This window comes from Enterobacter sp. RCC_40 (assembly GCF_041360735.1).
Taxonomy (GTDB): Bacteria; Pseudomonadota; Gammaproteobacteria; order Enterobacterales; family Enterobacteriaceae; genus Enterobacter; species Enterobacter ludwigii.
Map to the genome: position 1 here is coordinate 1,284,524 of NZ_JBFUPR010000001.1, position 20,376 is coordinate 1,304,899.

The following is a 20,376-nucleotide window of genomic DNA, read 5'->3' on the forward strand; positions in this document are numbered from 1 at the left end:
CCCCTTTTTTTACGGAATAATACGTGCCGCTCTTAGCTGCGAGAACAGGCTGAAAAACATCTCATCGGTTGCCTGCATTCGCGTGAACCCTGACCGGCGGAGCTTACTGCCGTCGCCAAACATGTCGTAATTCCAGCTAAAGACAAAATCGGCAAAATGCCCGTCGTTCAGCTGCAAAATATCCGCCTCCACCAACCGCTCCCCGGCAATGTCGCGCCATAACGCACGATAATCCTTAAACAACTGATGGAATGACAATCTGACCGGCGGCGCAGAGTCCAGTTCAAACCAGCGTGCGATGCGCGGCCACAGCTCGCTCCAGCGCCAGATGTCCCCATTATTCACGTTGAAAGCCTGGTTGTTAGCCCTACGTGATGTGGCTGCCCACAGCGTTGCCTCCGCCAGCAATCCGGCGTCAGTATGATCAACAATGCTGTGCCAGGTCTGTTCCGAACCGGGAAAACGCAGAGGTAAACCCAGAGCCTTACACAGGGACGCATACAGTGCGATGCTCAGCGCAAGGTTCATTGTATTGCCTGGCACCGAACTGCCCACCACGCCTGGCCTGATGGCATTCCAGTGCCAGCGTTTTCCCCGCTGAAAATCACGGAGCCACGCGAGCTGAGCGGCGTTAAATTCTGCCCCGGGTACGCCCGGATCGCTTTCGCGTGCCGGGGTTTTGAACGGTCCCAGGTGCGCGCCATACACTTTGTATCCCTGCATCAGGCTTACCGTCTGCAAAGGCGCCGTTTTTTCAATATTGCTGACCAGGTTGCGCAACATCGTGACGTTCGGTTCAACCATTTCCGTCCAGCTCCCGGCATTCATCCAGGCGCTGTAAAAAATATGGGTGATCTCGCCAGCGGCTTGCAAAGCCCTGGCGCTTTCCTCCGCATCCAGTAAATCAACGTTGATCAGCGAAATAGCATCAGGATGGGATAAGGCATGGCGGCTCAGGCCAATCACCTGCCATTTGTTGTCCAGGAGCGTTTTGACGAGCTGTCTGCCTACGATCCCGCTGGCGCCAGCGACCAGCGCGACGTTTTGTGGCTGCATCTTATTCACGGTGTTTCTCCAGTTAGGGTGACAGACACAGTGTGATATATTATTTTTTCCCTACATATCCCCTGAATTCGATGGCACTTATAAGAAAAAACATTAAATGAACAATAAGCTCAACGCCATTTCCACCTTTCTGCGCGTCGCAGAAGCGGGTTCCTTTTCGGCAGCCGCTCGCCAGAGCGGAATGAAGCAGTCTGCCGTCAGCCAGCAGATTGCCGCCCTGGAACAGGAGCTCGGGGTGGTATTACTGCATCGGACAACGCGAATGATGAAGCTCACCGAGCAGGGTGAACGTTATCGCCGTGATATGCAGCTTTTGCTGGATGCCATGCAGGAAGCGGAGAGACGGTTGAACCCTGCCGATCATCAGTTTCAGGGCAGCGTCCATGTTCAGTTGCCAAGCGGTCTGGGGCAGATCGTTTTGCCCCCTCTGCTGGCGCTTCAGCGCCTGCATCCGGCATTGCACCTGACGCTGTCCCTGGATGACCGCATTGCCGACCTGGTGAGCGAAGGGGTGGATGTCGCGCTACGCCTTAGCGCTGAGCCTCCGCAATCGCATGCGGCACGTCTGCTGATGCGGATTGAAACCGCGCTGTTCGCTGCTCCCGGCTTTCAGGCGGTACACTCCGTCAGCGAACTGGCGGCACATCCCCATGTGCGATTTAGCGGCATCCCGCGGGATGCGCCTCTACGGTTGATCGCCGGTGAGGAAACAATTGACGTGAAAGTGCATACCGTTTTTCGTGCCAACACCAGTGACGCCCTGTTACAGGCGCTGGAGTCAGGCATCGGGATTGGCGGCATGCAGCTGCCGCTTGCGGCAAAGGCGTTGCAAGCCGGCACGCTGGTGCCGGTATTACCGGCCTGGCGGTTACCTGACCGGTATCTCTATGCCGTCTACCCCGACGCCCGCTTTATCCCACAACGCGTCAGAAGCGTGATACAGGTGATCGAACAAATCCTGCCGTCGCTTGCCAAATAACCGGCGTCTACTTCGCTACCGGCAAATCCGCGTACCGCGTCGTATAAGCCGGTGACAACATCTCGCGCTTCATCGCCCAGGATTTCTCAATCCCCTGCCCGGCAAACCATATCTTCCCTTTCCCGGAATGATTCACGCTGTCGATCAGCGCCATCAGCGCCGCGCTGTTGGCGCGCAAACGGTTATCGTCAAATAAATTCAGCTGGGCGACGCCGCTACTGAAAAAGTCCGCCAGCATCACCCCCGCTTTCATGTAGCGATAGCCGTCAAGCCATATGCGCCCCAGCGCATCGGTGGCGGCACGGATGATATCGCGCGAGTCATTGGTGGGCGTCATCAGGGTGACAGACGCCTGATTGCCGTAATAAACCTCGTTGTCCGCATGCGGGCTGGTACGCAAAAACACGCTGATAAAGCGACAATATTGATGCTCGCTGCGCAGCTTTTCCGCAGCCCGTTCAGCGTAGGCGCAAATGGCCTGGTGCATCTCCTCGTATTGCGTAATACGGTGTCCAAACGAGCGGCTACAGATAATCTGCTGCTTCGTGGGCGTGAACTCTTCCAGATCAAGACAGGGCTCGCCGCGCAACTCGCGCGCCGTGCGCTCCAGGACAACGTTAAAATGTTTGCGGATGACCCACGAGGAAGCTTGTGCCAGATCCAGCGCCGTGGTGACGCCCATCGCATTAAGTTTTTTGGTAATGCGCCGCCCGACGCCCCACACCTCCTCTACCGGTACGCGCGCCAGCAGTTTACGCTGCCGCTCGCGATCCGATAAATCCACTACGCCTCCCGTGCTGCTCCACCGCTTTGCCGCATAGTTGGCCAGCTTCGCCAGCGTTTTCGTGGGGGCAATGCCTACGCCAACGGTTAATCCCGTATTTTTAAACACCTGCGTGCGCATATGATGACCAAACGCCTCCAGCGCCATGCAGTTGCTGACGCCAGCAACGTTCACAAACGCCTCATCAATGGAGTAAATCTCTATGGCCGGGGCGAAGTCGGTCAGCGTCTGCATCACCCGGCTGCTGAGATCGGCGTAAAGCGCATAGTTCGAGCTAAAGACGTAAACCCGCGCGGGAAAGCGCTTCTCTTTGAATTTGAAATACGGCTCGCCCATTTTTATATCGAACTGCTTTGCCTCCCGCGACAGCGAAATAATGCAGCCGTCGTTATTGGAGACCACCACCACGGGTTTGCCCCGCAGATCGGGCCGAAACACCGTCTCGCAGGAGGCATAAAAGCTGTTCACATCAACCAGTGCGAACATGTTTATGCGTTTTGAGTGTGTGGGTGACAACACCGAAGATCTGCAGTTCCTCTTCGGACTGAAACGTGATCGGCTGATAGCGAACGTTATGCGGCACTAACCTCAGGATCGGGCGGGTCTGCAGCTCTTTGACCGTAAACTCACCCGCGACGGATGCCACCACAATATCCCCGTGCACGGCGTTTAACGAACGATCGACGACCAGCAGATCGCCATCGCCGATCCCAACGCCGATCATCGAGTCTCCGCTCACCTTCACAAAGTAGGTCGCGCTGGGATGCCTGACGGCCAGGCGGTTAAGATCGAGACGATCCTCCACATAATCCTGTGCCGGGCTTGGAAAACCACACGCTACGCGTTCTACAAATAACGGTAATTCAAGAGGTTGCTTTGGATAATAAGAAAAGAGAGTGTCCATAAATGCCTTTCTCGTCAGATACTGTATATAAATACAGTATTACGGATTATGGACAAGGATCAAGGTCCTTTACGGGGGTCACCCCAAACGCATTGAAGTGTGAGCGGATTTAATTCAGCCGTATCCTGCGCATCGGCGAAAGAATAGCCAGATAACGCCTGCGGCAGCGACATTCAGGTTTCAAGAGGGACAAAAAAGCCCAAAGCACTGCTTTGGGCTTATGCCTGTCTGGCTTAATCCGCCAGCGAATCGAGCGTTTCCAGCGCGTCAGCCGGGAGCACCAGCTCCGCCGCCGCAAGATTTTGTCGCAGATGCGCCACGGAGGAGGTGCCGGGGATCAGCAGGATGTTCGGCGAACGTTGCAGCAACCACGCCAGCGCGACCTGCATTGCCGTTACGCCCAGCGAATCAGCGACCGCCTGCAGCCCGGATGATTGCAGGGGTGTAAAACCGCCCAGCGGGAAGAACGGCACATACGCAATCCCCTGCTGCGCCAGCGAATCCACCAGCGCATCATCGCCACGGTTCACGATGTTGTACATGTTCTGCACACACACCACCTGCACCATCTTCTGCGCTTCCGCAACCTGGGTGGCCGTGACGTTGCTCAGGCCAATATGGCGCACCAAACCTTGCTGTTGTAACTCGGCCAGCGTGGCGAGAGGTTCAGCAATCGAGCCTTCTGCTGGCCCGTGTGCGCTGAACATGATGCGCAGATTAACCACGTCCAGCACATCCAGCTGCAGATTACGCAGGTTGTCATGTACCGCCTGCGTCAGTTCCTGCGCGGAGAAGGCCGGCAGCCAGGAGGCATCACTGCCGCGACGGGCACCGATCTTGGTGACGAGCGTCAGATCGTCGCGGTACGGATGAAGCGCCTCGCGGATCAGCTGGTTGGTGATATGAGGCCCGTAAAAATCGCTGGTATCAATGTGATTCACCCCAGCAGCCACCGCTTCGCGGAGCACATCCAGCGCGGCATTTTTGTCCTTTGGAGGACCAAACACGCCCGGCCCGGCAAGCTGCATCGCGCCATAGCCAAGCCGTTTAACCGTCCGCGACCCCAGTGCGTACGTCCCGCTTTTATCAATGCTGCTCATGTCGACCTTCCTCATAAAAATGATCCGGATTTACAACGAGTTCCTTAACAGACCCCGTAGTTAAGCGCGAGTTAAATTAAAGTTTAATTTCTCTACGACGATAGTATTTGTGTAACCCTGCATCTTCTCTAACGGACGACCGCTATGCTGAAAAATCTGCACGTGATTACCGGTATTATCTTTGCTCTCACCATATTCTGTCTGTTGCAAGTTGTCACGGGAGGGTTGTTCTACTCTGCCGTCAGCAACGACCGCCATAACTTCCAGAACTCCGGGGTGCTCAATGCCCAGCAGGAGAGCCTGAGCGACAGCGTGAACACGCTGATCAAAACGCGCGTCACCGTCACCCGCGTGGCGATCCGCTACCTGAAAAACCAGCGCGACCCGGCGTCCCTTGCGGCGATCAACAAACTGCTTGGCACCGCGGCTGATTCTCTGGCTAAAGCTGAAGCCTATAACAAAGAGTGGCAGAAAATGCCGCAGGTTAACGGCCAGAACGCGGCATTAACCGACGAAATGCAGAAATCATGGAGCCAGATGCATGAAGTAATGCGTCTCTCCATTGCGTATCTGCGTGCCGACAACTACCAGGCCTATGGCGATCTGGATGCCCAACAGGCCCAGGACGATATGGAAGGGGTTTATAACCGCTGGCGCGCCGAAAACAACACCCTGCTGAAAGCCGCAACCGAAGAGAACCAGAGCAGCTTTACCCAGATGCAATGGACGCTGGCAGCGATCTTCCTGGCCGTTATCGCGGTACTGGTGGTGATCTGGCAGGGTTTACAACACCTGCTGTTAAAACCGCTCCACATGATTATGAACCATATTCGCGCCATTGCGGGCGGCGATCTGACGCAGGATATCGCCCTGTCTGGCCGCAATGAGATGGGCCAGCTGGCGGCGGGTCTGCATGAGATGCAGCAGTCGCTGGTGACCACCGTCAGCGCCGTGCGTGGTAGCACCGACTCCATTTACACAGGCGCAGGTGAAATTGCCGCCGGAAGCAACGATCTGTCTGCCCGCACCGAGCAACAGGCGGCTTCGCTGGAGGAGACGGCTGCCAGCATGGAAGAGCTGACCGCAACGGTTAAACAGAACTCCGACAACGCCCGTCAGGCTACGCTACTGGCGAAAAACGCTTCAGAAACGGCGGCCCGTGGCGGTCACGTGGTGGATAACGTTGTCCGTACCATGACCGAAATCGCCGACAGCTCGCAGCAAATTGCGCACATTACCGGCGTGATTGACAGCATTGCCTTCCAGACAAACATTCTGGCGCTTAACGCGGCGGTGGAAGCCGCGCGTGCCGGGGAGCAAGGTCGTGGCTTTGCGGTCGTCGCAGGTGAAGTCCGCACGCTGGCCAGCCGCAGTGCGCAGGCGGCGAAAGAGATCAAAGGGCTGATTGAGAACTCCGTCAGCCGGGTGAATACCGGTTCAGAGCAGGTCAGCGAAGCGGGCGCAACCATGAAGGAGATTGTCGCTGCCGTGACCCGCGTGACCGATATCATGGGCGAGATTTCGTCGGCGTCCGATGAACAGAGCCGCGGCATTGAACAGGTGAGCCTGGCCGTTTCGCAGATGGACAGCGTCACACAGCAAAACGCCGCGCTGGTACAGCAATCCGCCACGGCGGCGGCGGCCCTGGAAGATCAGTCGGAACAACTGCGCCAGGCTGTGGCAGCGTTTCGCCTGAACGGAAAGGAAAAAGCCACCGCGCCCCGCCCGGCCACGGTGAAAACCCCACAGCTGTTACGCCCGGCAACGGCCAACACCGCCACCGACAGCAACTGGGAAACCTTCTGAGTGACAGACGGGCGAACGTCTCGCCCGCCAGAAGCGCTTAACGGCTGCGCTTAGCGTGCCGTTCCCAGTTCTCCTGTTTCGCTTCGTCAGACTTTCGTAGCGAAACATAGCATGCTCCGCTGCCGCCGTGATGCGGCAGCGCCACGCAAAAGGCCTGCACTTCCTCGAACTCGGTTAACCAGCGCGCCAGATAACTGCGTACCACGTTGGGATGAGCGTTCTGCTCCCGCCCTTTTCCATGAATGATCACCAGGTTACGTAATCCATCGCGTCCAGCCTGGCGGATAAAGGAAAACAGCATCTGCCGGCAACGCTCGGCGGGCTGGCGTAACAGATTTAAGCTGGCCTGGCGGGAATATTTACCCGAGCGGAGCTTATCAATAACGCCCTGTTGCACCCCTTCCCGTCTGAACGCCAGCGGCTCCTCCAGGGGCAGAAGTTCCAGGAAGCCCAGGGTCAGGAAGTTATCCAGTTGCTCGGTATCAATCTCCTGACGCGTTCGCGTGTTGCGGCTCGGCTGCCAGTGAATATCCGTGCAGCGCTTCAGGGGCTGGATACCCTCCATGGCGTCAAGAAAAAGTGATTTGTCGTCAGGGTTCATGGACATCCTCCCGCTACATCTGAGCCTGTACTATACCTGCGCCAGGCATGGGCCTCAATAACCGCTACCCCAGGATGAGGGCATAAATATTAACCTGATGAATATAAAAATTATTTCTTCGCAAAAGTTAAACGCGACTTAACTTAAATTTCAGCACACATAAAACAGAAAGTTTAGGTTAAAAAAATGTGGAATCAATGATGCTAAAACATATCTTTTTGAGGGTTGGCTGTTATAATTAAATAAACCTGCTTCACGGATATAACATTCAGGATCTGCGAAGGGAAGCACTGCTGTGTGTTGTAGGGTCTGTCTGATGTCGGACAGGCTCTGTTTTTTTATTTTACTCCCCGCTTCACTCCGATACTATTTTCCGCGCCTCTCTTCTGAATTGCGTAATTAACGATTCGGTCAGTGGTGTCTGACGAGAATCACGGCGCTGAATTAAATAATAGGCCGCTTTAGGTAGCGATTCGACAACGGGCAGCATAACCAGACGGTGCGCCAGCAGCGGGTCACAGCCCAGTTCCTTTGGAAGGATACTTAAAAAATCACTTTGTGCAACAAGGCTAATGCAGGAAGAAAACGTTTCGCAGACAACGTCAATGCGCGGTATTTGCGAGCGATGAGTAAAAACATCTTCTAATTGCTTATAATAACTCCCGCGTGGCGTCGGCATTGTCCAGTTATAATTCAGCAATTCGGTAATGGATGTCGCGCCCGTCGCCGGATGCCCTTCCCGACAAAATACGGCGAAAGGCTTTTCAAACAATTTTTCAAACGTAAACTCATGATCGTACGGCCCCTGATAATAGGTGTTGATGGTGAAATCCAGCTCGCCCTGGCGTAATTCATTGATCATCGACACCAGTTGCCCTTCCATAATCCGGACTTTTACCTGCGGATGTTGTGCATGAAAGCGGGTGATCACCGCGGGCATAAGGCTTCGCGAAATACTGGCTCCCATTCCAATGTTAATCTGCCCGGCCAGTTCCCCCTGGCGCTGGCGGATATCATCCTGCGCCGCGCGTAACTCTTCCAGAATCAGCCTGGCGCGCGAGTAAAACCCTTCCCCACATTCGGTCAATGCGACGCCTTTACTCCTGCGCACAAACAGCTGCGCCGCCATCCCCTCTTCCAGCTCTTTGATCGATTTGGTCAGCGCCGGTTGCGAAAGATTAAGCGTCCTGCTGGCACCGCGGATACTGCCCTGACGCGCGACTTCAACAAACGCCCGGATTTGATGAAATTTAATCTGAAATGACATAGCCCGACCGATAACCGTTATTTATCAGAGTAAAGAAACTGTCATCTACTTTAATGGAAATGGATGTGCGAGGGTAATTCCTGAACGGTTAAAACTGTGAAAAAACGGTTAGTGATAAGTAAAAACTATCACAGCGTGAAGCAGTTCACATATTTTAATGATGACAGGAACAGATATGGAATCACTGGCGCAGTACATCCAGACATTAGCCCCACAACTGAGCGCATGGCGTCGCGATTTTCACCATTTCGCGGAGTCCGGATGGCTCGAATTTCGCACGGCGGCGAAAGTCGCGGAAATCTTAGACCAGCTGGGTTATTCGCTGGCGATGGGCCGCGACGTGGTGGACGCCGAAAGCCGTATGGGATTACCCGATGACGCCACGCTGGCGCGAGAGTTTGCCCGCGCCCGGGCGCAAGGCGCACCAGAGAAATGGCTGGCCCCGTTTGAAGGGGGATTTACCGGCATTGTGGCGACCCTGAATACCGGCCGCCCAGGCCCGACGCTGGCGTTTCGCGTGGATATGGACGCGCTGGATTTAAGCGAAGCACTCGATGACAGCCATCGCCCGTTCCGCGACGGGTTTGCCTCCTGCAACCCGGGGATGATGCACGCCTGCGGCCACGATGGCCACACCACCATTGGTCTGGGGCTGGCGCACGTGCTTAAGCAGAATGAATCGCAACTCAATGGCACCATCAAACTGATCTTCCAGCCAGCCGAGGAAGGCACCCGAGGCGCTCGCGCCATGGTGGCCGCCGGGGCGCTCGACGACGTGGACTACTTCACCGCGATTCACATTGGCACCGGTGTGCCCGCCGGTGTGGTGATCTGCGGCAGCGATAACTTTATGGCCACCACCAAGTTCGATGTGCATTTTACCGGGGTTGCCGCACACGCCGGCGGTAAACCGGAGGACGGCCGTAATGCCCTGCTCGCCGCAGCTCAGGCCGCTATCGCGCTTCACAGCATTGCCCCACACAGCGAAGGTGCATCGCGGGTGAATGTCGGCGTGATGCAGGCCGGCAGCGGACGCAACGTCGTGCCAGCTAACGCCCTGCTCAAGGTTGAAACCCGCGGCGTAAGCGAAGCCATTAACCAGTACGTCTTTGAACGCGCGCAGGCCGTGATTACCGGTGCGGCGGCACTCTACGGCGTGAGCGTCGAGATGCGTCTGATGGGCGCCGCCACCGCCAGTGCCCCTACACCGGCCTGGGTAGATTATCTGCGCCAGCAGGCAAGTCAGGTGACCGGTGTGGTGCAGGCCATTGACAGAGTCAACGCCCCCGCAGGTTCCGAAGACGCGACGCTGATGATGGCCCGCGTGCAGCAGAACGGCGGAATGGCGTCGTATATGGTGTTCGGTACCGAGTTAAGCGCAGGTCATCACAATGAAAAATTTGATTTTGATGAGCAGGTCATGAACCTCGCTATCGAAACGCTGGCGCGCACTGCGCTTAATTTCCCGTGGACGCGAGGTGTGTAATGCAGGAGAACTACGCTTTTATTGCCGATGCCATCGACACGCGATGTCAGCTGTTAACCGGCATTGCCGACGACATCTGGGATCACCCTGAAACGCGTTTTGAAGAGTTCTGGTCCGCGGAACGGATTGCCGGCGCGCTGGAAGCGGAAGGTTTCACCCTGACCCGTGAAGCCGGCGGGATTCCGAATGCCTTTATCGCCAGCTTCGGCAGTGGTAAACCCGTTATCGCCCTGCTGGGGGAATATGATGCTCTGGCCGGATTGAGCCAGCAGGCACACTGCGCGACGGCACAGTCCGCCACGCCGGGTGCCAACGGCCACGGCTGTGGCCACAATTTGCTGGGAACGGCAGCGCTGGCGGGTGCCATTGCGGTGAAAAGCTGGCTGGAGCAGCACGGGGGGAGCGGCACCGTGCGTTTCTACGGCTGTCCTGGTGAAGAAGGCGGTTCAGGGAAAACCTTTATGGTGCGCGAAGGTTTGTTTGATGACGTTGATGCCGCCGTCACCTGGCACCCTGAAGCATTTGCCGGCATGTTTAACGTCAGCACGCTGGCCAATATTCAGGCCGCCTGGCGGTTTCACGGCGTGGCGGCACATGCTGCTAACTCGCCACATCTGGGGCGTAGCGCGCTGGATGCCGTAACGCTGATGACCACCGGCACCAATTTCCTCAACGAACACATCATTGAGAAAGCGCGCGTTCATTACGCTATCACCGATACCGGTGGAATCTCACCCAACGTGGTGCAGGCGCAGGCTGAAGTGCTGTACCTGATCCGCGCGCCGGAAATGGCCGATGCGCAGCAGATCTACGAACGTATCGAGAAAATCGCTCAGGGCGCGGCAATGATGACCGAAACCACCGTTGCGTGTCGCTTTGATAAAGCCTGCTCCAGCTACCTGCCCAACCGCACGCTCGAAGCGGCGATGTATCGCGCCCTGCAGCATTACGGCACGCCGGAATGGACGGAAGAAGAGCGCCAGTTTGCGCAGGATATTCGTGCCACGCTAACGCCAAATGACCTGCAAAACAGCCTGAAGAACATTGCCGCGACGGGGGGAGAAGCCGGTAACGCTTTTGCGCGCCGTCAGCAGGAGAAGTTACTGACAGATGAGGTCGCACCTTACGCCATTACCGATAACGTACTGGCCGGGTCAACCGATGTGGGCGATGTCAGCTGGAAAATACCGGTGGCACAGTGTTTCAGCCCCTGCTTTACCATCGGAACGCCTTTGCATACCTGGCAACTCGTGGCTCAGGGGCGAACCTCCATTGCTCATAAAGGCATGCTGCTGGCCGGAAAAGTGATGGGCGCAACCGCGCTAAATCTGCTCCAGGATGCAACGCTGCTGCAACAATGCCGGGAAGAGTTCGAACAACAAATCACCGAAAAGCCGTACGTGTGTCCGATTCCGGCAGGCGTGACACCGTCACCTTTAAAATAATAAAACACAACACAACAACAGTCCCGAGGAACGCCCATGAGTATGTCTTCCATACCTTCGCATTCCCCATCCGGTAAGCTCTATGGCTGGGTTGAAAGGATCGGCAATAAAGTGCCGCACCCTTTCCTGCTTTTTATCTGGTTGATCGTGGTTTTGATGGTGGCGACAGCGGTGCTGTCCGCCTTTGATGTCAGCGTGCGCAGTCCGGCCGATGGCAGTCTGGTGGCGGTCAAGAACCTGTTGAGTGTCGAAGGGTTGCACTGGTTCTTACCGAATGTGGTTAAAAACTTCAGCGGCTTCGCCCCGCTGGGGGCCATTCTGGCGCTGGTACTGGGCGCCGGGCTTGCCGAGCGTGTCGGACTGTTACCGGCGCTGATGGTGAAAATGGCCTCCCACGTCAGCGCACGTTACGCCAGCTACATGGTGCTGTTTATCGCCTTCTTTAGCCACATCTCCTCTGATGCCGCGCTGGTGATCATGCCGCCCATGGGCGCTCTGATTTTCCTCGCCGTCGGACGCCATCCCGTGGCGGGTCTGCTGTCGGCGATTGCGGGCGTAGGCTGCGGCTTTACCGCCAACCTGCTGATCGTGACCACCGATGTCCTGCTCTCAGGCATCAGCACGGAGGCGGCTAAAACCATCGACACCGCGATGCACGTCAGCGTCATCGACAACTGGTACTTTATGGCCAGCTCGGTGGTCCTGCTGACCCTGGTGGGCGGACTGATTACCGATAAGCTCATTGAGCCGCGTTTAGGGAAATGGGAAGGTCGAAGCGATGAGAAGCTGGAGACGCTGAGTAAAGAGCAACGCGTTGGCCTGCGCGTGGCAGGCGTGGTCTCGCTGGCGTTTATTGCCGCGGTCGCGCTGATGGTGGTACCGGAAAACGGCATCCTGCGCGATCCGGTTAAACATACCGTTCTCCCCTCGCCGTTTATTCAGGGCATTGTGCCGCTGATTATTCTGTTTTTCTTTGTCGTTTCGCTCGCCTATGGGATCGCCACCGGCAAAATTCGCCGTCAGGGCGATCTGCCGCAGCTGATGATCGAACCCATGAAAGAGATGGCGGGCTTTATTGTGATGGTGTTCCCGCTGGCGCAGTTCGTGGCGATGTTTAACTGGAGCAACATGGGCAAATTTATGGCCGTGGGGCTGACCGATGCGCTGGAAGCGGCGGGGTTAAGCGGCGTCCCGGCATTTGTCGGCCTTGCGCTGCTGTCGTCACTGCTGTGCATGTTTATCGCCAGCGGCTCGGCAATCTGGTCGATTCTGGCTCCCATCTTTGTGCCGATGTTTATGATGCTGGGGTTCCACCCGGCGTTTGCCCAGATCCTGTTCCGTATCGCAGACTCCTCCGTCATCCCGCTGGCACCGGTCTCACCGTTTGTTCCGCTGTTTTTAGGCTTCCTGCAGCGCTATAAACCAGAGGCAAAACTGGGTACCTACTATTCGCTGGTTTTACCCTATCCGCTTATCTTTTTAGGGGTATGGCTGGTGATGCTGGTGGCATGGTATCTTGTCGGTCTGCCGATTGGGCCGGGGATTTACCCAAGGCTGCACTAAAGGATTATCGATGCTGAGATTACTCGAAGATAAAATTGCCACGCCGCTTGGTCCACTGTGGGTGATTGCAGACGAGCAGTTCTGTCTGCGCGCCGTTGAGTGGGAAGAACACAGCGACAGGATGGACACGTTGCTCAACGTGCACTATCGCGCGCAGGGTTATGAACGTATCAGCGCCACCAACCCCGGCGGCCTGAGCGACAAACTGACGGCGTACTTCGAGGGCGATCTCAGCATCATTGACACCCTGCCGACCGCCACGGCAGGCACACCTTTCCAGCGCGAAGTCTGGCAGGCGCTGCGCAGTATTCCGTGCGGACAGGTCATGCATTACGGCCAGCTCGCCGGGCAACTCGGCCGTGCCGGCGCGGCCCGCGCGGTCGGCGCGGCAAATGGTGCTAACCCCGTCAGTATTGTGGTCCCCTGCCACCGCGTGATTGGCCGCAACGGCACCCTGACCGGCTATGCCGGTGGCGTGCAGCGCAAGGAGTGGTTACTGCGTCACGAGGGGTATCTCCTGCTCTAGTTTCCAGGCTTTTAGTGCTTAATTTTCTTCCGGTTAGGCTAAAAATCCATAATCAAGCTGTGGAATTTCAAGAAGATGGCAACAGGTTGTCGTCTCTTGTCCTTATTGATGGTTTGGCAGGCTTACGTACTTACCAAAAAGATGTTAAAATTGACCAATATCAATTAAGGCTTGAGCAAACCTATGATCCCGGAAAAGCGAATTATACGACGCATTCAGTCTGGCGGTTGTGCTATCCATTGCCAGGATTGCAGCATCAGCCAGCTCTGTATCCCGTTTACCCTGAATGAGCATGAACTCGATCAGCTTGATAATATCATCGAGCGCAAAAAGCCTATTCAGAAAGGGCAGACGCTGTTTAAAGCGGGAGACGAACTGAAATCGCTCTATGCTATCCGTTCTGGCACCATCAAAAGCTACACCATCACTGAACAGGGTGATGAGCAGATCACCGGCTTCCATCTGGCGGGTGACCTGGTTGGCTTTGATGCCATCGGTACTGGCCATCACCCGAGCTTTGCTCAGGCGCTGGAAACCTCAATGGTTTGCGAAATTCCGTTTGAAACGCTGGACGATCTCTCAGGCAAAATGCCCAATCTGCGTCAGCAGATGATGCGTCTGATGAGCGGTGAGATCAAAGGCGATCAGGACATGATTCTGCTGCTTTCCAAAAAGAATGCAGAAGAACGCCTGGCCGCGTTTATCTATAACCTCTCACGCCGCTTCGCGGAGCGCGGTTTCTCCCCGCGTGAATTCCGTCTGACCATGACGCGTGGCGATATCGGTAACTACCTGGGCCTGACCGTGGAAACCATCAGCCGTCTGCTGGGTCGTTTCCAGAAAAGCGGAATGCTGGCCGTTAAGGGTAAATACATTACCATCGAAAACGGTGAAGCTCTGGCCGTTCTTGCCGGTCACTCCCGCAACGTGGCATAACGCCTCCGCATGATTGATGCCAGGCCGATAAATTTTTATGATTTATTGGTCTGGTACGTCACCACTTCCGTTTCACCACGTTTCCCTGGCACCGCCCCACTCAGTCCCTGAAAGGTTCTTGTTGAGGTTATGAATTGAGAGAAAGTTTATTTTTCGTTTCAGTCGTTATCGCCTCAGTGACCTTCATATTCATCTGGATCATGCTTGTCGGGCCAATGAAGGGTGAAGAAAAAACCTACGTACAGGATTCAACGACGTTTGCGATTGCGGTGATGGTACTGCTGCTGATTGCCTTTATCGCGGTAACGACAACGGTTCTTTTTCTGTGACAGATTTTCATGATTTATTGATCTGACAAAAACTTCCCCCCTGTTTCATTCAAGATATATAGGTTACTCTTTTAATTACAGACTGTGGTGACAGTAGTAAGGAGACCTGTATGGCAAAGTATCAAAACATGCTGGTGGCTATCGATCCTAACCAGGACGATCAGCCGGCATTACGACGTGCTGTGTATCTACATCAACGGATTGGTGGCAAAATCAAAGCGTTTTTGCCGATCTATGACTTCTCATATGAGATGACCACCCTTCTGTCGCCTGACGAACGCACCGCAATGCGTCAGGGAGTGATCAGCCAGCGTACCGCGTGGATCCGTGAACAGGCCAAATATTACCTGGAAGCGGGTGTTCCTATCGATATTAAAGTGGTCTGGCATAACCGACCTTTCGAAGCCATTATCCAGGAAGTGGTCGCCGGTGGGCACGACCTGTTGCTGAAAATGGCGCACCAGCACGACAAGCTGGAATCCGTGATCTTTACCCCTACCGACTGGCACCTGCTGCGTAAATGCCCTTGCCCGGTGTGGATGGTAAAAGACCAGCCGTGGCCAGAAGGCGGCAAGGCCGTCGTGGCTGTCAACCTGGCGAGCGAGGAGGATTACCACAATTCGCTCAATGAAAAGCTGGTCAAGGAGACGATCCAGCTTGCCGAGCAGGTTAACCACACTGAAGTCCATCTGGTGGGCGCTTACCCGGTAACACCGATTAATATTGCTATCGAGCTGCCTGAATTTGACCCGAGCGTGTATAACGATGCGATCCGGGGGCAGCACCTGCTGGCCATGAAGGCGTTACGCCAGAAATTCAGCATCGATGAGAAAATGACACATGTGGAAAAAGGGTTGCCTGAAGAGGTGATCCCGGATTTAGCAGAACATCTGCAGGCGGGGATTGTGGTACTGGGTACCATTGGCCGGACCGGTATTTCTGCCGCATTCCTGGGCAATACCGCCGAACAGGTGATCGACCATCTGCGCTGTGACCTGCTGGTCATTAAGCCGGATGAGTATCAAACACCGGTTGAACTGGACGACCCGGAAGACGACTAAGTTCAGACATAAAAAAAACCGCCGTTTCCGGCGGTTTTTTTTGTCGCTGATTTACAGCGATTTCAGAATCGCATCGACACTGGCTTTTGCATCGCCAAACAGCATGTGCGTGTTCTCTTTGAAGAACAGCGGGTTCTGAACCCCTGCATAACCGGTGTTCATGGAACGTTTGAAGACAATCACGTTCTGCGCCTTCCACACTTCCAGAACCGGCATACCGGCAATTGGGCTACGCGGATCGTCCTGCGCCGCCGGGTTAACGGTGTCGTTGGCACCAATAACCAGGACGGTGTCGGTATCGGTGAAATCATCGTTGATCTCATCCATCTCCAGCACGATGTCGTAAGGCACTTTCGCTTCCGCCAGCAGCACGTTCATGTGTCCTGGCAGACGCCCCGCTACCGGGTGAATGCCAAAGCGAACCTTGATACCACGCGCACGCAGCTTCTCGGTGATCTCCGCAACCGGATACTGAGCCTGTGCCACCGCCATGCCGTAGCCTGGGGTAATGATGACCGAGTGTGAGTTTTTCAGCATCTCTGCGGTATCTTCCGCGGTGATCTCACGGTGCTCACCCACTTCTTCGTCAGAACCGGTTGAGGAGCCGTCAGAACCAAAGCCACCCGCGATAACGCTGATAAACGAACGGTTCATCGCCTTACACATGATGTAAGACAGGATCGCACCAGAAGAACCGACCAGCGCACCGGTGACGATCAACAGATCGTTGCTCAGCATGAAGCCAGCTGCCGCCGCGGCCCAACCGGAGTAGGAGTTCAGCATGGAGACAACCACTGGCATATCGGCACCACCAATGGAGGCCACCAGGTGCCAGCCAAAGGCCAGAGCAATCAGGGTCATCACCAGTAACGCCAGCACCTGCAGGCCCACGCTTTCAGTGCGCACGAAGACCACCAGCAGCACAAAGGACACGACCAGCGCCGCCAGGTTCAGCTTGTGACGGTTTGGCAGCATCAGCGGTTTAGAAGAGATCTTACCGCGCAGTTTGCCGAACGCGACAATTGAGCCGGTGAAGGTCACCGCACCAATGAAGATGCCGAGGAACACTTCCGTCAGATGGATGTTGACCAGAATCGGTTCCAGACCGGGTGTGTGGTACAGGTAGCTGTTGAAGCCCACCAGCACCGCCGCCAGCCCCACGAAGCTGTGCAGAATGGCCACCAGCTCCGGCATCTCGGTCATTTCAACGCGTTTCGCCAGGCGAATACCAATCGCGCCACCGATAATCATCGCCACCAGGATCCATGCAACGTTGCCGGTGTCCGGCCCGAAGATGGTGGCAATCAGCGCAATCGCCATCCCGGCGATACCAAAGTTATTTCCCTGCTGAGACGTTTCGTGTTTGGAAAGTCCCGCCAGACTGAAAATAAACAGGATTGCAGCAACAATGTATGCGGCTGTGACTAATCCTCCAGACATATGCTACCCCTTAGCCTTTACGAAACATTTTCAGCATGCGCTGAGTCACGGTGAACCCACCGAAAATATTGATACTGGCGATCAGCACCGCGATAAAGCTCAGGAAGCTTACCCAGCCGCCGTGGCCAATCTGCAGCAGCGCCCCGACCACGATAATCCCGGAGATGGCGTTAGTGACCGACATCAGTGGCGTATGCAGCGCATGAGAGACATTCCACACGACGTAGTACCCCACCACACACGAGAGCGCGAAGACGGTAAAGTGGCCGAGGAATTCTTTCGGCGCGACGTCTGCCAGCCAGCCAAACAGAATAATGACCAGCGCCATGATCGCGTATTTGCGCCACGGAGAAGCCGGTTTAGCTGGCTCTTTAGGCTCAGGCGCCGCTTTCGGTGCCGCCTGAGGCTGCGCGGACACCTGAATCGGTGGCGCAGGCCAGGTGATTTCGCCTTCACGCACCACCGTTACGCCACGCACAACAACATCGTCAAAATCAACGGTGATGTTGCCGTCTTTCTCTTTGCAGAGCAGTTTCAGCAGGTTAACAAGGTTGGTACCGTACAGCTGAGAAGACTGCGTTGGCAGACGGCCCGGCAAATCGGTATACCCGATCACCTTCACGCCGTTAGCAGTTGTGGTCACCTGATTTGGCACGGTGTATTCACAGTTGCCACCATTCTGCGACGCCAGGTCCACAATCACGCTGCCCGACTTCATTGAGTCAACCATCTCACGGGTAATCAGCTTCGGCGCGGGTTTACCGGGGATAAGCGCGGTAGTGACAATGATGTCGACATCTTTGGCCTGCGCGGCGAAGAGTTCCATTTCCGCTTTGATAAAGGCTTCGGACATGACCTTCGCGTAACCGTCACCGTTGCCCGCTTCTTCCTTGAAGTCCAGCTCAAGGAATTCGGCACCCATACTTTGGACTTGTTCTTTTACTTCAGGACGGGTGTCAAAAGCGCGTACGATAGCGCCCAGGCTGTTTGCCGCGCCGATAGCCGCAAGACCCGCCACGCCCGCGCCAATCACCATCACTTTCGCCGGAGGCACTTTCCCTGCCGCGGTGATCTGACCGGTAAAGAAGCGACCAAACTCATGCGCCGCCTCAACAATCGCGCGGTAACCGGCGATATTCGCCATGGAACTTAAGGCATCCAGCGACTGCGCGCGCGAAATACGCGGCACGGAGTCCATGGCCATCACGGTCACGCCACGTGCTGCCAGCTTCTCCATCAACTCAGGATTCTGTGCAGGCCAGATGAAGCTCACCAGCGTCGTGCCAGGATTCAGCAGTTCAATCTCGCTCTCTTCCGGCGCATTAACCTTGAGAATAACGGGCGACTGCCAGACTTCAGCACCGTCCACCACTTCCGCGCCAGCCTGAATAAAGGCCTCGTCATCGAAACTCGCCAGTTTGCCCGCGCCGCGTTCAACTGCGACGGTAAAACCCAGTTTAAGCAGTTGCTCCACCGTTTTCGGTGTTGCCGCTACGCGGGTTTCATTGGCTAACCGTTCTTTTGGTACCCCAATACGCATAGTTTTCCCTTCCATCGGTTTTTGATGATGGTTTGTCGATAAATGCCCGCGGTTTGTATCAACTTTCGCCAGCAGGACAGCGACGACATATGATTAACCCCAGAAAATAAAACAGTAACAAACTTTCTATAACCTACTGAAAATAACGCCCGTGATCTACCGCCAGAAAACACTATTTCTTACTTTATCTGTGAAAAATAAGTGATCTGCGTCGCTGACAGTGATATTTACCTTAAATTCATCGCTGAGACCGATAAATAGCGCAAGCGAAGCGGTAAAAACATGATATAGCGCCATTAGAGAACAACTTATTAACATTAAATTAACTTGTAAAAGTCATAAGCTTTATCAGTTTTGCTTGTCAGACGCCTGTTTTTTCAACATATCACTAAATGTTATCAAATCAGATGATTCAGTGAGCACAGGCTGTGAAAAATGGCGCAGACAGCGACGGGTTTTAAATGCCATAATCGGGACCGTCTCAAATTAACAACAATACCAGTACATGGTTTGCGCAAGGCGAAGGATTATTTTTATGAAGCTTAAGAACACACTCCTGGCGTCCGCACTTCTCTCCGCGACCGCCCTGTCTGCGAATGCCGCGACAGAGTTAACGCCGGAGCAAGCGGCAGCGTTAAAACCTTTTGACCATACGGTCATTGTGGGTCGTTATAATTCTATTGGCGATGCCGTCGCCGCCGCATCAAAAGCCGCCGATAAAAACGGTGCGGCCTCGTTTTACGTTGTTGATCAGTCTGACTCCGGCAACAGCGGTAACCAGCGCGTGACGATTGCGCTGTATAAAGACAATGCGCCGAAAGCTGACGCACCGAAAAACCGCGTGATTAACGGCGTCGTTGAATTACCGAAAGATCAGGCGATTGAGCTGGAACCTTATGACACCGTCACCGTGCAGGGCTTCTATCGCAGCCAGCCTGAAGTGAACGATGCCATCACCAAAGCCGCAAAAGAAAAAGGCGCGTACTCTTTCTTTATCGTGCGTCAGGTCGATGCTAACCAGGGTGGCAACCAGCGCATTACTGCGTTCATCTATAAAGAAGATGCGAAGAAACGCGTTCTGCAAAGCCCGGACGCTATTCCTGCTGATTCCGAAGCGGGTCGTGCGGCGATAGCGAAAGGCGGTGAAGAAGCGAAGAAAGTGGAAATTCCAGGCGTAGCCACCTCTGCCGCACCAAGCGCTGAAGTGGGCCGTTTCTTCGAAACACAATCCACCAAAGGTGGCCGTTACTCCGTTACCCTGCCAGACGGAACCAAAATTGAAGAGCTGAACAAAGCCACTGCAGCGCAGATGGTGCCGTTCGACAGCATTAAATTTACCGGCAACTACGGCAACATGACGGAAGTCTCTTATCAGGTCGCGAAACGTGCGGCGAAGAAAGGGGCGAAGTATTACCACATCACCCGCCAGTGGCAGGAACGTGGTAACAACGTGACCATCAGCGCCGACCTGTACAAGTAACAGAACGGTTGACCCGAGGCGGCGCAATGCCGCCTTTTTTGTTACTTTTTTTTGAAATTCGGCC

The 20,376-nt window shown here is 55.2% G+C and carries 18 protein-coding genes; 10 read left to right on the plus strand and 8 right to left on the minus strand.

The genetic code is table 11. The features are described from left to right. Positions 1 to 9: 9 nt before the first annotated feature. Complete coding sequence (locus tag AB6731_RS05990; RefSeq protein WP_371006051.1) at positions 10 to 1,065, minus strand: SDR family oxidoreductase; 1,056 nt, start codon at positions 1,063 to 1,065, stop codon at positions 10 to 12. Positions 1,066 to 1,162: 97 nt separating this feature from the next. Here AB6731_RS05990 and AB6731_RS05995 point away from each other — a divergent pair, with 97 nt between their 5' ends. Further along, complete coding sequence (locus AB6731_RS05995; protein WP_014169840.1) at positions 1,163 to 2,044, plus strand: LysR family transcriptional regulator; 882 nt, start codon at positions 1,163 to 1,165, stop codon at positions 2,042 to 2,044. A 7-nt stretch (positions 2,045 to 2,051) separates the two neighbouring features. On the opposite strand, the gene umuC is transcribed toward AB6731_RS05995, so the two are convergent. From umuC to AB6731_RS06010, 3 genes are all read right to left on the minus strand, one after another. After that, positions 2,052 to 3,314, minus strand: coding sequence for a translesion error-prone DNA polymerase V subunit UmuC (gene umuC, locus AB6731_RS06000; RefSeq protein ID WP_014169839.1), 1,263 nt, complete (start codon positions 3,312 to 3,314; stop codon positions 2,052 to 2,054). Continuing rightward, positions 3,298 to 3,732 carry a translesion error-prone DNA polymerase V autoproteolytic subunit gene (gene umuD, locus AB6731_RS06005; RefSeq protein WP_044866940.1) on the minus strand — a complete coding sequence of 145 codons (435 nt, stop codon included), beginning with the start codon at positions 3,730 to 3,732 and terminating at the stop codon, positions 3,298 to 3,300. The genes umuC and umuD overlap by 17 nt, the downstream gene beginning before the upstream one ends. A gap of 233 nt (positions 3,733 to 3,965) precedes the next feature. Continuing rightward, positions 3,966 to 4,832, minus strand: coding sequence for an aldo/keto reductase family oxidoreductase (locus AB6731_RS06010; protein ID WP_020884301.1), 867 nt, complete (start codon positions 4,830 to 4,832; stop codon positions 3,966 to 3,968). A 144-nt stretch (positions 4,833 to 4,976) separates the two neighbouring features. Here AB6731_RS06010 and AB6731_RS06015 point away from each other — a divergent pair, with 144 nt between their 5' ends. Beyond that, positions 4,977 to 6,638 carry a methyl-accepting chemotaxis protein gene (locus tag AB6731_RS06015; protein ID WP_014169836.1) on the plus strand — a complete coding sequence of 554 codons (1,662 nt, stop codon included), beginning with the start codon at positions 4,977 to 4,979 and terminating at the stop codon, positions 6,636 to 6,638. Between the two features lie 37 nt (positions 6,639 to 6,675). On the opposite strand, the gene smrA is transcribed toward AB6731_RS06015, so the two are convergent. Both smrA and AB6731_RS06025 read right to left on the minus strand, forming a co-directional pair. After that, a complete protein-coding gene (gene smrA, locus AB6731_RS06020) occupies positions 6,676 to 7,239 on the minus strand; it encodes a DNA endonuclease SmrA (RefSeq protein WP_020884302.1) in 564 nt (187 codons plus the stop codon). Between the two features lie 355 nt (positions 7,240 to 7,594). Further along, positions 7,595 to 8,506: a LysR family transcriptional regulator gene (locus AB6731_RS06025; RefSeq protein WP_014169834.1), complete on the minus strand. Its 912-nt coding sequence runs from the start codon at positions 8,504 to 8,506 to the stop codon at positions 7,595 to 7,597. A 175-nt stretch (positions 8,507 to 8,681) separates the two neighbouring features. Here AB6731_RS06025 and AB6731_RS06030 point away from each other — a divergent pair, with 175 nt between their 5' ends. From AB6731_RS06030 to uspE, 7 genes are all read left to right on the plus strand, one after another. Further along, on the plus strand, positions 8,682 to 9,992 hold the full coding sequence (locus AB6731_RS06030; protein WP_020884303.1) for a M20 family metallo-hydrolase: 1,311 nt from the start codon (positions 8,682 to 8,684) through the stop codon (positions 9,990 to 9,992). Then, entirely contained in the window at positions 9,992 to 11,437 is a 1,446-nt protein-coding gene (locus AB6731_RS06035; RefSeq protein ID WP_371006052.1) for a M20 family metallopeptidase, read from the plus strand. The genes AB6731_RS06030 and AB6731_RS06035 overlap by 1 nt, the downstream gene beginning before the upstream one ends. A 36-nt stretch (positions 11,438 to 11,473) precedes the next feature. Continuing rightward, on the plus strand, positions 11,474 to 13,000 hold the full coding sequence (gene abgT, locus AB6731_RS06040; RefSeq protein ID WP_032681150.1) for a p-aminobenzoyl-glutamate transporter: 1,527 nt from the start codon (positions 11,474 to 11,476) through the stop codon (positions 12,998 to 13,000). 10 nt (positions 13,001 to 13,010) lie between these two features. Next, positions 13,011 to 13,526 (plus strand): methylated-DNA--[protein]-cysteine S-methyltransferase, encoded by a 516-nt coding sequence (gene ogt / locus AB6731_RS06045; RefSeq protein ID WP_020884306.1) that lies wholly within the window; start codon positions 13,011 to 13,013, stop codon positions 13,524 to 13,526. Between the two features lie 183 nt (positions 13,527 to 13,709). Next, on the plus strand, positions 13,710 to 14,462 hold the full coding sequence (fnr, locus tag AB6731_RS06050; protein ID WP_014070017.1) for a fumarate/nitrate reduction transcriptional regulator Fnr: 753 nt from the start codon (positions 13,710 to 13,712) through the stop codon (positions 14,460 to 14,462). A gap of 176 nt (positions 14,463 to 14,638) precedes the next feature. Next, positions 14,639 to 14,791, plus strand: a complete 153-nt coding sequence (locus AB6731_RS06055; RefSeq protein ID WP_223398027.1) for a hypothetical protein — start codon at positions 14,639 to 14,641, stop codon at positions 14,789 to 14,791. A gap of 110 nt (positions 14,792 to 14,901) precedes the next feature. Beyond that, positions 14,902 to 15,852 (plus strand): universal stress protein UspE, encoded by a 951-nt coding sequence (gene uspE / locus AB6731_RS06060; RefSeq protein ID WP_014169827.1) that lies wholly within the window; start codon positions 14,902 to 14,904, stop codon positions 15,850 to 15,852. 51 nt (positions 15,853 to 15,903) lie between these two features. Here uspE and pntB read toward each other — a convergent pair whose 3' ends face one another. Both pntB and pntA read right to left on the minus strand, forming a co-directional pair. Beyond that, positions 15,904 to 17,292: a Re/Si-specific NAD(P)(+) transhydrogenase subunit beta gene (gene pntB / locus AB6731_RS06065; RefSeq protein WP_025204333.1), complete on the minus strand. Its 1,389-nt coding sequence runs from the start codon at positions 17,290 to 17,292 to the stop codon at positions 15,904 to 15,906. Between the two features lie 10 nt (positions 17,293 to 17,302). Next, on the minus strand, positions 17,303 to 18,832 hold the full coding sequence (gene pntA, locus AB6731_RS06070) for a Re/Si-specific NAD(P)(+) transhydrogenase subunit alpha (protein WP_371006053.1): 1,530 nt from the start codon (positions 18,830 to 18,832) through the stop codon (positions 17,303 to 17,305). Between the two features lie 535 nt (positions 18,833 to 19,367). Here pntA and ydgH point away from each other — a divergent pair. After that, the gene (ydgH, locus tag AB6731_RS06075; RefSeq protein ID WP_020884309.1) at positions 19,368 to 20,312 is read left to right on the plus strand and encodes a DUF1471 family protein YdgH; all 945 of its coding nucleotides are present in this window, start codon (positions 19,368 to 19,370) and stop codon (positions 20,310 to 20,312) included. Positions 20,313 to 20,376 lie beyond the last annotated feature (64 nt).

Coding starts and splice junctions, on each gene's coding strand:
- uspE (WP_014169827.1), top strand. CDS start 14,902: ATGGCAAAGTATCAAAACATGCTGGTGGCTATCGATCCTAACCAGGAC.
- pntA (WP_371006053.1), bottom strand. CDS start 18,832: ATGCGTATTGGGGTACCAAAAGAACGGTTAGCCAATGAAACCCGCGTA.
- AB6731_RS06030 (WP_020884303.1), top strand. CDS start 8,682: ATGGAATCACTGGCGCAGTACATCCAGACATTAGCCCCACAACTGAGC.
- AB6731_RS05995 (WP_014169840.1), top strand. CDS start 1,163: ATGAACAATAAGCTCAACGCCATTTCCACCTTTCTGCGCGTCGCAGAA.
- pntB (WP_025204333.1), bottom strand. CDS start 17,292: ATGTCTGGAGGATTAGTCACAGCCGCATACATTGTTGCTGCAATCCTG.
- AB6731_RS06015 (WP_014169836.1), top strand. CDS start 4,977: ATGCTGAAAAATCTGCACGTGATTACCGGTATTATCTTTGCTCTCACC.
- umuD (WP_044866940.1), bottom strand. CDS start 3,732: ATGGACACTCTCTTTTCTTATTATCCAAAGCAACCTCTTGAATTACCG.
- umuC (WP_014169839.1), bottom strand. CDS start 3,314: ATGTTCGCACTGGTTGATGTGAACAGCTTTTATGCCTCCTGCGAGACG.
- abgT (WP_032681150.1), top strand. CDS start 11,474: ATGAGTATGTCTTCCATACCTTCGCATTCCCCATCCGGTAAGCTCTAT.
- AB6731_RS06010 (WP_020884301.1), bottom strand. CDS start 4,832: ATGAGCAGCATTGATAAAAGCGGGACGTACGCACTGGGGTCGCGGACG.
- fnr (WP_014070017.1), top strand. CDS start 13,710: ATGATCCCGGAAAAGCGAATTATACGACGCATTCAGTCTGGCGGTTGT.
- AB6731_RS06025 (WP_014169834.1), bottom strand. CDS start 8,506: ATGTCATTTCAGATTAAATTTCATCAAATCCGGGCGTTTGTTGAAGTC.
- ydgH (WP_020884309.1), top strand. CDS start 19,368: ATGAAGCTTAAGAACACACTCCTGGCGTCCGCACTTCTCTCCGCGACC.
- ogt (WP_020884306.1), top strand. CDS start 13,011: ATGCTGAGATTACTCGAAGATAAAATTGCCACGCCGCTTGGTCCACTG.
- AB6731_RS06035 (WP_371006052.1), top strand. CDS start 9,992: ATGCAGGAGAACTACGCTTTTATTGCCGATGCCATCGACACGCGATGT.
- smrA (WP_020884302.1), bottom strand. CDS start 7,239: ATGAACCCTGACGACAAATCACTTTTTCTTGACGCCATGGAGGGTATC.